Source organism: Alcaligenes pakistanensis (genome assembly GCF_014652815.1).
GTDB classification, from domain to species: domain Bacteria; phylum Pseudomonadota; class Gammaproteobacteria; order Burkholderiales; family Burkholderiaceae_B; genus Alcaligenes; species Alcaligenes pakistanensis.
The window spans coordinates 247,338-262,557 of the sequence record NZ_BMZN01000004.1; the positions used below are offsets into that span (position 1 = coordinate 247,338).

General features: G+C 55.5%; 12 protein-coding genes. 4 read left to right on the top strand and 8 right to left on the bottom strand.

The features are described from left to right. The first annotated feature begins 9 nt into the window (after nt 1-9). The 4 genes from coaBC (at nt 10) to IE156_RS14000 (ending at nt 3,904) form a co-directional block, all read left to right on the top strand. On the top strand, nt 10-1,194 hold the full coding sequence (gene coaBC / locus IE156_RS13985; RefSeq protein WP_189393163.1) for a bifunctional phosphopantothenoylcysteine decarboxylase/phosphopantothenate--cysteine ligase CoaBC: 1,185 nt from the start codon (nt 10-12) through the stop codon (nt 1,192-1,194). Between the two features lie 73 nt (nt 1,195-1,267). After that, entirely contained in the window at nt 1,268-1,729 is a 462-nt protein-coding gene (dut, locus tag IE156_RS13990) for a dUTP diphosphatase (RefSeq protein WP_189393164.1), read from the top strand. Nucleotides 1,730-1,973: 244 nt separating this feature from the next. After that, nucleotides 1,974-2,969 (top strand): 23S rRNA (adenine(1618)-N(6))-methyltransferase RlmF, encoded by a 996-nt coding sequence (gene rlmF / locus IE156_RS13995; RefSeq protein ID WP_189393165.1) that lies wholly within the window; start codon nt 1,974-1,976, stop codon nt 2,967-2,969. Nucleotides 2,970-3,190: 221 nt separating this feature from the next. Continuing rightward, nucleotides 3,191-3,904, top strand: coding sequence for an NYN domain-containing protein (locus IE156_RS14000; protein WP_189393166.1), 714 nt, complete (start codon nt 3,191-3,193; stop codon nt 3,902-3,904). Between the two features lie 147 nt (nt 3,905-4,051). Here the strand turns inward: IE156_RS14000 and IE156_RS14005 are convergent, their stop codons facing one another. From IE156_RS14005 to IE156_RS14040, 8 genes are all read right to left on the bottom strand, one after another. Beyond that, complete coding sequence (locus IE156_RS14005; RefSeq protein ID WP_189393167.1) at nt 4,052-4,789, bottom strand: ABC transporter ATP-binding protein; 738 nt, start codon at nt 4,787-4,789, stop codon at nt 4,052-4,054. Continuing rightward, nucleotides 4,786-5,622 (bottom strand): ABC transporter ATP-binding protein, encoded by an 837-nt coding sequence (locus IE156_RS14010; protein ID WP_189393168.1) that lies wholly within the window; start codon nt 5,620-5,622, stop codon nt 4,786-4,788. Before IE156_RS14010 ends, IE156_RS14005 begins: the two co-directional genes overlap by 4 nt. Beyond that, nucleotides 5,619-6,635 (bottom strand): ABC transporter permease subunit, encoded by a 1,017-nt coding sequence (locus IE156_RS14015; protein WP_229841401.1) that lies wholly within the window; start codon nt 6,633-6,635, stop codon nt 5,619-5,621. Before IE156_RS14015 ends, IE156_RS14010 begins: the two co-directional genes overlap by 4 nt. A gap of 86 nt (nt 6,636-6,721) precedes the next feature. Continuing rightward, complete coding sequence (locus IE156_RS14020) at nt 6,722-7,654, bottom strand: branched-chain amino acid ABC transporter permease (protein WP_189393169.1); 933 nt, start codon at nt 7,652-7,654, stop codon at nt 6,722-6,724. Between the two features lie 125 nt (nt 7,655-7,779). Next, nucleotides 7,780-8,937 (bottom strand): branched-chain amino acid ABC transporter substrate-binding protein, encoded by a 1,158-nt coding sequence (locus tag IE156_RS14025; protein WP_189393170.1) that lies wholly within the window; start codon nt 8,935-8,937, stop codon nt 7,780-7,782. A gap of 129 nt (nt 8,938-9,066) precedes the next feature. Continuing rightward, nucleotides 9,067-12,840, bottom strand: coding sequence for a trifunctional transcriptional regulator/proline dehydrogenase/L-glutamate gamma-semialdehyde dehydrogenase (gene putA, locus IE156_RS14030; protein ID WP_189393171.1), 3,774 nt, complete (start codon nt 12,838-12,840; stop codon nt 9,067-9,069). Between the two features lie 111 nt (nt 12,841-12,951). After that, nucleotides 12,952-13,566 (bottom strand): PqiC family protein, encoded by a 615-nt coding sequence (locus IE156_RS14035; RefSeq protein WP_189393172.1) that lies wholly within the window; start codon nt 13,564-13,566, stop codon nt 12,952-12,954. Continuing rightward, nucleotides 13,563-15,215 (bottom strand): PqiB family protein, encoded by a 1,653-nt coding sequence (locus IE156_RS14040; protein WP_189393173.1) that lies wholly within the window; start codon nt 15,213-15,215, stop codon nt 13,563-13,565. Before IE156_RS14040 ends, IE156_RS14035 begins: the two co-directional genes overlap by 4 nt. Between the last annotated feature and the right edge of the window lie 5 nt (nt 15,216-15,220).

Consider the following 15,220-nt stretch of genomic DNA (forward strand, 5'->3'; position numbering starts at 1 on the left):
TCATGTCCTATGCTTAGCAATAAAAAACTGGTGTTTGGCATCACCGGCGGCATCGCTGCCTATAAAACTGCCGAGCTCTTGCGTCGCAGCCAGGATCTGGGTGCCCGGATTGATGTGGTCATGACCGAATCGGCCACCCGCTTCATCAGTCCGGTGACCTTTCAAGCCCTATCCGGCCGCACCGTCTATACCGATTTGTGGGACGCACGCGTCCCCAACAATATGGCTCACATCCAGCTTAGCCGCGATGCCGATGCCATCTTGATCGCCCCCGCCAGCACTAACTTCATGGCCAAACTGGCCAACGGTCTGGCTGACGATTTGCTTAGCACTTTATGTATTGCCCGGGGCCATTGCCCCCTGCTGATCGCCCCGGCCATGAACCGAGAAATGTGGCTGCACCCCGCCACCCAGCGCAATGTCGAACAACTGCGTCGCGACGGCGTACATATTCTGGGCCCCGGCAGTGGCGACCAGGCCTGCGGTGAAACCGGCGACGGTCGCATGCTGGAACCCGCCCAACTACTGGCTGAACTGACTGCCTTCTTTCAGCCCAAACTGCTGGCGGGCAAACGAGTCTTGATTACGGCTGGCCCCACTAGCGAGCCTATCGATCCAGTCCGCGTCATCAGCAACCGCTCCTCCGGCAAGATGGGCTATGCCATTGCCCGAGCGGCTCAAGAAGCTGGCGCACAAGTCACTCTGGTTTCCGGCCCCGTTGCTCTCAATGCACCGTACCAAGTCAGCCGCATCAATGTGGAGACTGCGCGTCAAATGCACGCGACGGTCATGTCACAAGTTCACCATGCCGATATCTTCATCAGTGTGGCTGCGGTAGCCGATTGGTACGTCAGCAATGCCAGCGACATTAAGATCAAGAAGACTTCAGAACAGGCCACACCTGACCTTCAGTTCAGCCCCAACCCCGACATTCTGGCCGAGGTTGCTGCGCTCAAAGACGGCCCCTACTGTGTAGGCTTTGCCGCTGAGACAGACAACTTGATCGAACACGCCCAAGCCAAACGTCAACGCAAAAATGTGCCCTTGCTGGTGGCTAATCTGGCACAGCGCGCCATGAATGCCGACGATACCGAGCTGGTGCTCTTTGACGAGCAAGGTCACACGCAATGGCCCGCCCAGGACAAGCTACTGGCTGCACGCCAATTGGTAAAAAACATCGCCCAGCGGCTTTAACACTTTTCTCTTTTATGATGATGGGCAGCGCTGAAGTTGGTGCGCTGCCTCTCTTTTTTTCAGGATACCGTCTATGCACCGTCGTATTGAAACCCGCATCGTCAATGACTTGTTGGGCACGACCATTGAAGCCCCCAGCTACGCCACGGACGGCTCCGCCGCCATGGACCTGCGCGCCTGCCTGAGTGAAGCAGTGGTTTTGCCAGCAGGCGGCCGTACGCTAGTTAAAACCGGCTTGGCCATCAATATGATGGACCCTGGCCTGGTGGCCATCGTCGCCTCGCGTTCCGGCCTGTCCTTGAAACACGGCGTACGCGTTGCCCAAGGCATCGGTGTCATTGATGCCGACTACCACGGCGAGATCGGTGTGATTCTGGCGAATGACAGTGAACAGGATTACGTGATCGAGCCTGGCGAGCGCATTGCTCAACTGATGTTCCAGCCTGTTGTTCAGGTTACCTTGCAGTTCGTAGACGAGTTCTCCACCGAGACCGAGCGTGGTACGGGCGGATTTGGTAGCACAGGCAAGAACTAAGCATTAAAGCCAGAGGAGGACACAGCACGGAAAGGCATTAGAACCAAGATGCTGGTTTCACTCCTTTGGCCTTAACACCGGGCTCTGTAAACCTTGCAGAGCCTATATTTAAGCTGGGCCGTAAGCTACTAATGATGGCAGCGCCTCAGTTTGGCCTTATCGCTGTGCCTAAGCAATACACTCTCCAGATCAATAAAAAAAACAATAGATAGACCAGCCCAATAAAAATTAATTTTGGACGTCAATGTCATCCTCAAAACGCGGCAATTCCACAGCCAAACTACCAACGCCAAGCAAACCGGCGGCCCTGCTCCACCCACGCAACCGTCATCAAGGCCGCTACGACTTTGACGCTCTCATCAAAGACACGCCCGAACTGAGCACGTTCGTCTTCGTGAATCAGTACGGTGACAAAAGCATTGATTTCGCTAACCCTGCTGCGGTCAAAACCCTAAATCGTGCCTTGCTAAAGTCCTTTTACGGCATAGCGCATTGGGATATCCCAGCGAACTATCTGTGTCCACCCATCCCGGGCCGTGCCGATTACGTGCACTATCTAGCCGATTTGCTAGCGAGCAAGAATAAGGGCGTCATTCCACGTGATGCCGCAGTACGCGTTCTTGATATTGGGATAGGAGCAAATGCCATCTACCCCTTAATTGCTCATGCCGAATATGGATGGCAGTTTCTGGGCTCAGATATCGATGCGAATGCACTGACATCTGCACGAACCACCATTCACGCAAATCCAGGCTTGTCCGCTGCCATCAAATTGCGCCAGCAAAAATCCCCTGCGCACATTTTTAAAGGCGTATTGGGTACAAACGACTACTTCGACCTGACCTTGTGCAATCCTCCCTTCCATTCATCGCAGGAAGAGGCATTAAGCAGCAATCAACGTAAATGGCGTGGCTTAGGCAAGGCTGAAGCTAATCAAAGAACTGCCAAGCTGAATTTTGGTGGGCAGAATACTGAGCTATGGTGCGACGGTGGTGAGGCGCTTTTTATACGTCGGATGATTGAAGAGAGCACCACAGTAAGCAAGCAAGTTTTTTGGTTCAGTAGTTTGGTATCCAAGGCATCCAATTTGCCTGACGTGTTGTCCGCCTTAAAAAAGGCCAAGGCGTTTGAGGTGAAGACCGTGGAAATGACGCAGGGACAAAAGCAAAGCCGCTTTGTTGCGTGGACTTTCCTTGACGCTGCGGAGCAAGAGGATTGGCGTAATGAGCGGTGGGGATAGGCTTGGATCGAGTGTGGGACTAAGCTTGAAACATCTGGACTGTTAATTGTCACACTAAGCTTGGCTGTCAAAAAAAGATCAGGACAGATTTAACCAGCCATAAATGGCGGCTAACGGCCAGAGGCGGAATTTGCGTCTCGGTGATCAGAATCCTTAACCTCCACATCAGCGAACAATCGCTTGATACTTTGGTTATTGTCTCAAGTCAGAGGGAATAAAAATTGGCTAATTCAGATACGCTACGGCTAGCGGTACTAATTGATGCAGACAATGCCTCAGCGGCAGTGGTTAAGGAGTTGTTAGAGGAGGTGGCTAAGTACGGAACCGCAACAGTTAAGCGAGCTTTTGGAGACTGGACCACACAGAATTTGGTTGGATGGAAATCATACCTTCATCGCCACGCTATACAACCAGTTCAGCAGTTCTCCTACACAACCGGTAAGAACTCAACCGATTCGGCATTCATTATTGATGCCATGGACCTATTGTATGAGGGAAACGTAGACGGGTTTTGCTTAGTCTCGAGCGATAGTGATTTCACCCGGCTAGCCACTCGGCTGCGAGAAGCAGGCAAGACTGTCTACGGCCTTGGTGAGCGAAAGACTCCAGAGCCCTTCATTGCTGCATGCGACAAGTTCATCTTCTTTGAAGTTTTAAAAAAACCAGTAGGCACAACAGCTCTAGCTCTTCAGCTATTAGACGTGCCTGACCTGAAGGGTTTACTCTCTCATGCCATCCGTGAGACTGCTAGGGAGAATGGATGGGCTCGGCTAGCTACCGTGGGCAGCTTGATTAGTAAAACACACAGCTCGTTTGACCCTCGCAACTACGGATTCAAGAAGCTCAATGAACTTGTTCGCGATCAGCCATTTGTTGAGGTGGTAGACGCAGCGGATGCCACAGGATTTATTCATGTCGAGGTGCGCCTAAAGTAAAAGGCAGTATCACATCGACCGGTTGAACCCAAGGCCAAAAGCAGCCATCTAAAGTTCAGATTCCAGATTTACGCATGATTGTTCGCAGAACGCAAAAAAGCCAATCAACCCAAAGTTGATTGGCTTTTTCTTGAGAAGTCACGCTACCTACGCCGCAAAATCCTCTTCCCCCAGATACGCCGCCCTGACCTTGGGATCATGCAGCAACTGCCCGGCCGGGCCTTCCAGGATAATCCGCCCCGACTCCATCACATATCCCCGATCTCCCAGCTCTAAAGCCAATCGCGCATTCTGCTCGATCAGTAAAATCGTCACGCCTTCTTTGGCGATATTCTGGATCAACTCGAAAATACGCTCGACCATAATCGGCGCCAAACCCATGGATGGCTCGTCCAGTAGCAACAGTGAAGGCCGGGAAATCATCGCCCGTCCCATGGCCACCATTTGCTGCTCTCCACCAGACAAAGTCCCCGCCGACTGTTTCTTACGCTCAGCCAAGCGCGGGAACAAGGTATAGATACGCTCGATATCCTGGCGCACTTCGTGGTGGTCCTTGCGAGTGTACGCCCCCATGGCCAGGTTCTCTTCAATCGTCAGTTGAGGAAAAATCCCTCGCCCTTCCGGCACCATGACCACGCCACGGCGCACCAGTTGGTGCGATGGCAGGCCGACGATGCTCTCACCCAGGTGCTCGATCTGCCCAGCTGCGGCTGGCACCAAACCTGTGATTGCTCGAAGTGTGGTGCTTTTACCGGCGCCGTTGGCCCCAATCAAGCAGACCAGTTCGCCCTTGCCCACACGCAGGTCTAGGCCACGTACCGCCCGGATGCCGCCATAAGCCACATCCAGACCCCGAATATCCAGCATTAACGGTTCTGTGCTCATGCCTGTTCCTCTTCAACGGTAATGCCCAGCTCTTTCGCTGCACCTGCGCCCAGATAGGCTTCAATGACTCGCGGGTTATGCTGGACTTCGGTGGGTTTGCCTTCGGCCAAGACCTTGCCGTATTCCAACACCAGCACCCGATCGCACAGGCCCATCACCAGCTTCATATCGTGCTCGATCAGCAAGACGGTAATGCCGTCACCACGGATTTTTTCAATCAGTTGGCGCAATACGACGGTCTCGGACGGGTTCATACCCGCAGCGGGCTCATCCAAGGCCAGAAGCATGGGATCAGTCGCCAGGGCACGGGCAATTTCCAGGCGACGCTGGTCACCGTAGGACAAAGAGCGAGCAATCTCGTTGGCGTGTTGAGCAATACCCACGTAATCCAGCAGTTCGTAGGCACGCGCTTCGATCTGCTCTTCTTCCTGACGAGTCGAACGGTTCCGCAGAATCGCGCCCAACACACCTGCGTGCGTACGGACATGGCGGCCAATCATCACGTTTTCCAAGGCAGACAGGCTGCCGAACAAACGAATGTTCTGGAAAGTACGCGCAAAACCCGATTCGGCGATCTGATGCGGTTTGCATTCGGTCAGGTTACGGCCAGCAAACAGGCACCGACCCGACTCGGGGATGTACAAGCCCGTCATCACGTTGAACAGTGTGGTCTTACCAGCGCCGTTCGGGCCGATCAAACCGTAGATGTCGCCCTTGCGGATGCTGAAGCTGACCTCAGACAAAGCCTGCAAACCACCAAATCGCTTGGACAGCCCCTCGGCCTGTAGCAGGACTTCGCCCTCTTTCAGTTCTGTGTTCATGTTCAGACTCATGCTTGCACCTGTTTCATCTTGCGCTCACGACGACGTACTGCCGAAGGCCACAGGCCCTCAGGACGATAAATCATGACCAACACCAGGGCAAAACCGAACAGCAACATACGAATGCCATCCGGATCCAAAATCACATCGCCAAAAACACTTTGCTGCAAAGGTACGACCACCGCGCGAAGTAATTCCGGGAAGACCGAGAGCAGCAAGGCACCGACAATCACGCCGGGAATATGACCCATGCCGCCCAACACCACCATGCACAGCACAGAAATGGATTCGGTCAGGCTGAAACTCTCTGGGCTGACGAAACCTTGCATGGAAGCGAACAGACCACCTGCCACGCCACCAAAGGTTGCACCCATCGCGAAAGCCAGCAGTTTGACGTTACGCGTATTGATGCCCATGGCCTTGGCGGCGATTTCGTCTTCACGAATTGCTTCCCAGGCGCGGCCAATACGGGAGTGCTGTAAACGCACGCAGATGAATACGATCAGCAACGTAATCAGCAGAAGCAAGTAATAGTATTTCTCCGGGCCGGTAATGCGTATGCCAAACAGGGTTTCCGCCTTCCCGAAAATGAAGTCCCCTATCTTGAAGGTATCGACGCGGTTAATCCCTTGCGGACCATTGGTGATATTGATAGGCGCATCCAGGTTATTCATGAAGATGCGGATAATTTCCCCAAAGCCCAGTGTCACGATGGCCAGATAGTCGCCCCGCAGCCGCAGGACTGGAAAACCTAGCAACACCCCAAACACAGCTGCCAAGGCAATCCCTGCTGGCAAGACCATCCAAAATGGTAAGTGCAGTCCGAAATGCGGTGAGGCCAACATGGCCCACACATAAGCACCCACGGCGTAGAAAGCGATATAGCCCAGATCCAGCAGGCCAGCAAAGCCCACCACAATATTCAGGCCCAAGGCCAACATCACGTATAACAAAGCAAAATTCAAGGTGCGAATCCAGCTTTGACCGGCCATGCCCAGCACAAAGGGTAAAACGGCCAGCACCATACCGATCAGGAGTGCGCCCACCCAGACTTTGGCGGGCGTTGCGGTTCGCTCCTTACGCAGGGCACCGCTTAGGGTTTGATTCAAACTCATGCTCGATCTCCCACGCGTTCACCCAACAGGCCCGAGGGACGGAAGATCAGCACCAGGATCAGCACGATGAACGAGAACACATCCTGATAGTTACTGCCAAACACGCCGTTGGTCAGGTCACCGATATAGCCTGCGCCCAGAGCTTCGATCAAACCCAGTAGCAAGCCTCCCAGCATGGCTCCACCCAGGTTGCCAATCCCCCCCAGAACAGCCGCCGTGAACGCCTTCAGGCCCAGCATGAAACCCATGGTGTATTGCGCCACGCCGTAATAGGTCACGATCATGACCCCGGCAACGGCAGCCAGTGCCGAACCAATCACAAAGGCGGCTGAAATAACGGTATTGATATTGACGCCCATCAGACCGGCTACCTCACGGTTCTGAGCGGTGGCCCGCATGGCCGTTCCCAAACGGGTGCGGTGTACCAATACCGACAAGCCGGCCATAATCGCACCAGCGCCCACAATAATCAGAATCTGCAACAGGCTGATGCGCGCCTCGCCCAACTGGAACACGACGGGTTCAATAATGTGCGGGAAGCTCAGGTAGTTGCGCCCCCAGATCATCATGGCCAGATTCTGGACAATGAAGGAGACACCAATGGCGGTAATCAAAGCGGCCAAGCGAGGTGCACGACGCAAGGGACGATACGCATAGCGCTCAGCGGTCCAACCTATACCCATGCACAGGGGAATCGCGGCCAGAAGCGCCAAACCGACCATCAGCCAGGCCGACAAGCCAGCCGGGTCTGCGCCGACCAGCGACAAGACCACTGTTGTGGCCAGCATCGCCCCGACCATGACGACATCACCATGCGCGAAATTAATCAGGCCAATAATTCCATACACCATGGTGTAGCCCAGCGCCACCAGGGCGTAGACACTGCCCACGGTCAGGCCATTTATTAGTTGTTGTATCAGGATTTCCATAGATCGGGACTCGTGGTCATTGCTCCCTGCCCTGGCGCTGGGCGATAAGACAGGGAGCGTGGGCCTGCCAAAAACAGGCCACGGTAAAGATGAGCCCCGAAGGGCTCAAACTGCAGGATCAGAGCTTAGTTGGCCTGGCTGACCATGGTTTTCACCATCGTCCACTTGCCGTCCTTCACCTCGTAGAGGGTGACGGCAATTTCTTTCAGGTCGCCATTCTGGTCGTAGGCAATATTGCTGCTGGTTGCGCCATTGCGTTTCAGACCGGCCAGCTTGGGCAGGTAGTCAGCTGCTTTGGACGAACCGGCTTCTTTCATGGCGGTGATCATGTTCCAGGCGCCGTCATAGGCGTAAGGTGCGTAGACACCAGGCTCAGCCTTGAAACGGGCCTGATAGTCTTTGGAGAACTTCTCGCCCGCTGCCATGGAAGACAGGGGTACACCCGCCAGCGAGGCGTAGGTACCGTTGGCAGCTGCACCGGCCAGACGCAAGAAAGTATCGCTACGGGTCATTTCGCCCGAAACCAGCGGAGCCTTGATGTCCAGCGTCTGCATCTGACGCTTCATAGGACCAGACTGAGCATCCAAACCGCCAAAGAAGATGGCATCAGGCTGTTTGGACTTGATGTTGGTCAGAATGGAGGTGAAGTCGTTGGCTTTGTCCGTAGTGTATTCACGGGCCACGATCTGGCCACCGGCTTTTTCTACCGCACGGGCAACCTGGTCAGTCAGACCTTGGCCGTAGGCGGTACGGTCATCAATCAGGGCGACTTTCTTGGCGGCCAGATCCTTGACGATGAATTGACCCACGGCTGCCCCTTGCTGGGTGTCGCTGGTCATCATGCGGAAGGTATTGTCGTAGCCTTGCAAGGTGTATTCAGGCGAGGTCGCCATGGCGATCTGAGGAATGCCAGCGTCGTTATACACACGCGAAGCGGGGATGGTGGTGCCGGAGTTAAAGTGGCCCAGCATGCCGTCCACACCATCGTCCACAATTTGCTGAGCAACCTGAACCGCGGTACGTGGGTCAGCCTGATCATCCTTGGCCACCAGTTCAAAACGGGCGGTCGCGCCATCGATTTCAATTTTCTGGGCATTGGCCTCTTCCAGGGCCAGCACCAGACCATTGCGCATGTCTTCACCGTAGTGAGCCTGCGGGCCCGTCAAGGGGGCCGAAAAACCCAGCTTGATTACCTTGTCAGCGGCCAAGACGGGGCTAGCCGCCAATGCACCAAAAACCGCTGTCGAAACCAAGGCCAATTTAAAGGTCGTGATGGACTGCATATTGTTCTCCTTCGTTTTTTAATATAGCCGCGCTACAAGTCGGCCCTTGCCGTGAGAATGGACGCAGGGCCGCCGCTCAAATCTGTTTGTGCGACCTAACGTGTGCATAGAAACGGGTGCCATCTGAGATCAACCCACCATCATCAAACTGGCATTACCCCCAGCTGCCGCTGTATTGGTACTGACTGAGACTTCACGCAACAAACGCTCGACCACGTATGCCGCGCCCCCCTCCAATTCCTGCGTCAACAGCCCTTGGACTCCAACAATGGGGCCACGGCGTTCAGCCACTTGACCCAGCACCTGCCGTAGTTCGTCGCTGTCGCCTTCAAATAAAACAGCATCATAATCCGCCTCACCCAAATCGGACATGGCGATTTGTTCGGCCGGCGCCTCTTGCCAGCCCCCCAGACCCAGACGGTCCAGTAAAATAGCTTGACTGCCACTTTGATCACACGCCTGACGCTGTGCCTGCCAGCCCTGAGCGCTGACGGGCATGCACAGGACGCGGCCCCGCGGGTGCAGCTGATAAATATTGGCCTCGCCAGTCGGACCTGGCAGCACCGCACCCTGCTCCTGCCAATGTTGCAAAGGCAGATTCTGCGGGCAACGGCTCAGTAGACGGCGCAGGTACAAGGGGCCACCCGCTTTGGGTCCAGTACCCGACAGACCTTCTCCACCAAAGGGCTGCACCCCGACCACTGCCCCGACCATATTGCGGTTGACGTAGACATTACCGGCGTGGATGCGCGAAACCACACGCTGCACTGTTTCGTCCAAACGGGTATGAACACCGAAGGTCAAACCATAACCACGCTCATTGATCTGATCAATCAAGCCATCCAATTCGCTACGTTTAAAGCGCATCACATGCAGCACCGGACCGAAGATTTCGCGCTCCAAGTCCTTAGCCTGCTCAATCTCAATAATCGTAGGCAGCACAAAGGTGCCCAGCAGGCTACGGCTTTGCTCGCTTTGTGTCACACGGAAGCCCGCCTCGCGCATGGTGCTGATGTGCTCTTCAATACCGGCTCGGGCCTCCTCATCGATCACAGGACCCACATCCGTACTGAGCAAATCGGGATTGCCCACGCTTAACTCCTGCATGGCACCGTTAAGCATGGTCAGCACACGCTCGGCCACATCTTCCTGAATACACAGCAGGCGCAGTGCCGAACAACGCTGGCCGGCAGAGTCAAAAGCAGAGTTCAGCACATCAAACACCACCTGCTCTGGCAAGGCCGAGCTATCGACCACCATGGCATTCAAACCACCTGTTTCCGCGATCAAGGGAACAGCTTGACCCTCGGCGGTCAGTCGCTTGGCCAATTGACGGTTCAAGCCCATGGCGACTGCCGTGGAGCCCGTAAACATCACAGCGTTAACTTGTGCGCTGGCGGCCAAAGGAGCGCCTACGGACGGGCCATCGCCAGGCAGCAACTGCAAAGCACCGGGAGCAATCCCCGCCTTGTGCAGCAATTCGACTGCAGCGGCAGCAATCAAACAAGTCTGTTCAGCCGGTTTGGCCAAGACCACATTACCGGCGGCCAAAGCAGCAGATACTTGACCCAGAAAAATAGCCAAAGGGAAGTTCCAAGGGCTGATGCACAGCACTACACCTACCGGACGGTATTCGTCATTATCAAAGTCGCGCAGAACTTGCCCAGCGTAATAGCGCAGAAAATCCACAGCTTCACGCACTTCAGCAATCGCATTCGCATAGGACTTACCAGCTTCCCGCACCAGCAAGCCCATCAAGTCCTGCATATTGTCTTCCAGCAGCTGGGCGGCCTGCTGTAAGGCTGCCGCACGCTCTTCTACCGGTGTGGACTGCCAGATAGGCGCGTAGTGGCTGGCCGCATCCAGGGCCTGCTCTACATCCTGAGCGGTGGCATACATGACTTGCCCCACTACATCCTGATGATTAGCCGGATTACGCACAATCGTCGCCAGCGATTCGTCCCAGATCGGATTGCCCTGCCCCAACATAGGCTGGGCCTGACGTGGTAAGGCAGCAGTTTGCATCAGGGTGGCAGCCAAGGAGCCCAGGCGATGCTCGTTACTCAAATCCAGACCGGCCGAGTTCATGCGTTGTTCGGCGTCCCAGTACAACTGGCGTGGGAGCGGGATCTTGTCATGCGGACGGCCTAGGGGCTGCAGGCCCAAGGCTTGGGCGACAGGGTCCGCAATAAGCTGATCCATATCCACATCAGCATCACCGATCTGATTCACGAAGGAGGTATTAGCACCGTTTTCCAGAAGACGACGCACCAAATAGGCCAGCAAGGTCTCGTGCGAACCAACCGGCGCATAAACGCGGCAAGGACGATTGAGCTTGCCATCTTTAAGAGGGCCGACCACCTCGTCGTACAGATCCTCACCCATGCCATGCAGGCACTGGAATTCGTATTGACCGGTGTAGTAATTCTGCCCCGCCATCACATAAATAGCGGCCAAGGTCTGTGCGTTATGGGTGGCAAACTGCGGGTACACGGCTTCCGGGGCCTGCAAGAGCTTGCGGGCGCAAGCCAGGTAAGACACATCGGTATGTACTTTGCGGGTGTACACCGGATAGTCTTCCAGGCCATCCACTTGGGCACGTTTGATTTCCGAATCCCAGTACGCACCCTTGACCAGACGCAGCATCAGACGGTGACCACTACGACGTGCCAAATCAATCAGGTAATCGATCACAAAGGGGGCACGCTTTTGATAGGCCTGCACCACAAAACCAATACCGTTCCAGCCAGCCAGCGACGGGTCAAAACAAAGCTTGTCCAGCAGATCCAGCGACACTTCCAGGCGGTCGGCTTCTTCGGCATCAATATTCAGACCCACATCGTAGTGATGGGCCAACTGCGCCAAAGACAGCAAGCGGGGGAACAGCTCGCGCATGACGCGATCACGCTGAGAGCGGCTGTAGCGTGGATGCAGCGCAGACAACTTGATGGAGATGCCGGGGCCTTCATAAATCCCGCGCCCTTGGCTTGCACGGCCAATAGCATGAATCGCTTGCTCGTAGGACTGGTAATAGCGCTGTGCGTCTTCAGCCGTGGTGGCCGCCTCGCCCAGCATATCGTAGGAGTAACGGAAACCTAGTTCTTCAAATTTGCGGCTGTTGGCAAGTGCGGAGGCAATGGTTTGCCCCGTTACGAACTGCTCGCCCATCATGCGCATGGCCACGTCCACGCCTTTGCGGATCAGAGGCTCACCGCCCTTGCCTATCATGCGGGTCAAGGCCGAGGACAAATTCTTTTCGCTGTTCACACTGACCAGACGGCCCGTCAGCATCAAACCCCAAGTAGCGGCATTCACGAACAGCGAGGGCGACTCGCCCATGTGCGCACGCCAGTCGCCATGACTGATTTTGTCGCGAATCAAGGCATCGCGCGTGGCGCGGTCAGGGATACGCAATAGGGCTTCGGCAAGGCACATCAAAGCCACGCCTTCCTGGCTGGATAAGGAAAACTCTTGAATCAGGCCTTCAACGCCACCACCACGGCGCTTGGCGCGCAGGGCTTTCACCAGTCGTGCGGCCAGCTCTTGGGCACGCGCACTTTGGGAGGAACGCGCAGCGCTCAACAGCAAAGGCAAACAGTCGGTTTCTGGACGGCGGTAAGCTGCTGTAATGGCGGCACGCAAGACGCTTTGTGGCTGCACATCCTGGGCAAAGCCGTAAAAGGGGATGGCGGGCATTACAACACCGTCTTCGGCAAGTTCGGCATCGCCCCCGCTTAGCAGGGCCAACTCACTGGGCAATACACCGCGCTCTATCCCTTCGATATAGGAGAGCAAGGCCTGCTTATGCAGCCAATGCGGAGTGCACTGCAACTGATCTGCCGCACGCCGCAGACGCTCGCGCAGTTCTATATCGACTTTAATCCCTAAGGTTGTGCTTGCCATGCCTCTTATCCCGGTTACGCTTTGTTGACTGCGATAAACCGAAATAATACCGACGGTTAACCCAAATCTGTATTAAGGTTAACCCGGACAGAAAAAGGTTAACTTTAGCGGTTAACTGGCGCAGAGCATGGCCTTGCTCAGGTTTGTCGGGACGGGCCTACCCTGCATTTGTGCGGCCAGCGCATCTGCCCAGCGTTGCTGTAGTTGACGATGCGCCTGCACCAGCTCGGGCACGCTGGACGCAGGCTCCGAATCCAGCCAGCGACACTGCTGGGTTTTAGCGCTAAAGCCGATCGGGCTTAAGGTCCAGCTCAACTCCAGGGTGGCACGCTCGCCATAGACGGATTCAAAGCGCTGCACCAGGACATCAATTTGCCAAAGCGGTGTTTTGGCGGCTGCATTGGCTAACTGGGGCACGCCCAAACGATCCTGCAAACCTGACACTAATGCCAAAGACATTTCATCCGGCAAGGGGGATGCCCACTGACTATCATTAAGCAAATTGACCTGCCCGTCCGAGCTTTGGGTCAACACAAGCGAGCGGCGATCCAGCTGTGCCGGCACGTCCATGCGACGCAACTGAAAGCCTTTCCATGCCTGCGATGGCGCAGCCGCTACTGCGGGCGCCGTGTTAGGCGCTTGCAAGGTGTAATAGGTGGGCGTGGTCGAGGCGCAAGCGCTTAGCAAACTGGCAAACGCCACGGAAATCAGTAAACGGGACATCATGGCGTGGGCTCCGGCAGCACATCAGGGGAACGACCTCGCAAAACGGATGAAGGCTGGCTTTGCAGGGTATCGCTTAAATCACGCAAGGATCGCAACGAGCGTTTCAATTCGCTCAAGGTTTGATCCACCGAGGTATTGAAGGACGAGTCAGTATCCAGCATGGCACCCAATTTTTGAACTGCCGCATCCATGGACTTCAGTGCGCCGTTCAGTTGTGGCACGGTCGTCTTGTCCAGCTGCTTAAGGACCTGCCCCAGTTCAGTCAGACCGCTCTGCAGATTCTTGCCGATCTGGTCAAACGGAATCGCCGAAATCTTGGTGACGATATCACTGACCTGTTCTTGCAGACGGTCGAAATCACCGGCAATAACTGGCACGATCAAGGGTTTGGCATTCTCGTCAAACTCAGCCCCAGGGGCCTTATCGAAGAACTCCAGAGCAATGTATTGCTGGCCGGTAATCAGGCTGGCGGGACGCAACTGACCGCGTAGACCACGTTCCACCATAGGTTTGAACAAGGCAATGACGGGATCTTTTTCATCGAGCTGCCCCTGAACCACCCGCTCGTACAAACGACCAAAGCGCTGCGGATAGATACGGGCTTTAACCAAGGCAAAGAAACGTTTGCGCTCGAAGTCAAACTCCAGATCCACATCGTAAACCTGGCCTAACTCCAGGCCGCGGAATTCGATCTTGGAACCTGGCACCAAACCGCGCACGGATTGATGGAAATGGAATCGCAGCTCAACCGCCGGACCATCCGGCTCGGCCATGGCGCGTTCTTCGGTGGGGAAAAGCTCGTACTGCGCATCCGCCACAGCCACGTCCATAGACTCGCCTTCCATCTGATCAAAGGCCAAGCCGCCTGCCAGCGCCGACACCAGGGAATGGGTACGCACATTAAAACCGGTGGAATCCAGGGACATATTGACCCCACTGACGTTCCAAAATCGCGAACCCTGGGTCACAAACTTGTCGTTGGGGGCATCCACAAACACCTGCACACGTACCCCGTCACCCTTGTCGTTCAGCTCGTAACTGCTAACCTGCCCCACCTGGATACCCTTGTAGTACAACGGTGAACCCAGATCTAGCGAACCCAATGCAGGCGCTGTCAGCACATAGCGTTTCCCAGTCCGGCCGCTCGTAACCTCTGGAGGGCTTTCCAAACCGACAAACTCCAGTTGCTCGGCCTTTTTATTCACCTCAAACGGTGCATCCACTCCGATATAAACACCGGACAACAAGGTGCCCAGGCCCGACACGCCACTTAATCCCAAGCGCGGACGAACGACCCAAAAACGCGCGTCTTCTTGTGTAATGAATTCTGAGCCATCGCGCTCCAACTGCGCCGTCACCAGAACACCCTTACGGTCAGGGGTGACCTGAATATCAGAGATCGTGCCTACATTCACATCGCGATAACGCAGTTTGGTTTGGTCCACCGCCAGCCCCTCTGCCGAATCAAAACTGATCGTGATGCGAGGGCCGGTCAACATCCAATTGCGCAGCACTAAAGACGCCCCCACCAGGGCGGCGGCGATGGGCAAGATCCATATCCAGGAAAAACGGGATCGCTGGGAGGGAACCAGCCTGGGCTGCGCTGGCTCGGTCAGAGCGTCAGGCTGATTAGTTGTTGAATCGTGCACCTTAT

Bases quoted from the DNA above. Each gene is read 5' to 3' on its own strand.
- IE156_RS14020 (WP_189393169.1), bottom strand. From the start codon at position 7,654: ATGGAAATCCTGATACAACAACTAATAAATGGCCTGACCGTGGGCAGT.
- putA (WP_189393171.1), bottom strand. From the start codon at position 12,840: ATGGCAAGCACAACCTTAGGGATTAAAGTCGATATAGAACTGCGCGAG.
- IE156_RS14015 (WP_229841401.1), bottom strand. From the start codon at position 6,635: ATGGTGCTGGCCGTTTTACCCTTTGTGCTGGGCATGGCCGGTCAAAGC.
- IE156_RS14010 (WP_189393168.1), bottom strand. From the start codon at position 5,622: ATGAGTCTGAACATGAACACAGAACTGAAAGAGGGCGAAGTCCTGCTA.
- IE156_RS14035 (WP_189393172.1), bottom strand. From the start codon at position 13,566: ATGATGTCCCGTTTACTGATTTCCGTGGCGTTTGCCAGTTTGCTAAGC.
- dut (WP_189393164.1), top strand. From the start codon at position 1,268: ATGCACCGTCGTATTGAAACCCGCATCGTCAATGACTTGTTGGGCACG.
- rlmF (WP_189393165.1), top strand. From the start codon at position 1,974: ATGTCATCCTCAAAACGCGGCAATTCCACAGCCAAACTACCAACGCCA.
- IE156_RS14025 (WP_189393170.1), bottom strand. From the start codon at position 8,937: ATGCAGTCCATCACGACCTTTAAATTGGCCTTGGTTTCGACAGCGGTT.
- coaBC (WP_189393163.1), top strand. From the start codon at position 10: ATGCTTAGCAATAAAAAACTGGTGTTTGGCATCACCGGCGGCATCGCT.
- IE156_RS14005 (WP_189393167.1), bottom strand. From the start codon at position 4,789: ATGAGCACAGAACCGTTAATGCTGGATATTCGGGGTCTGGATGTGGCT.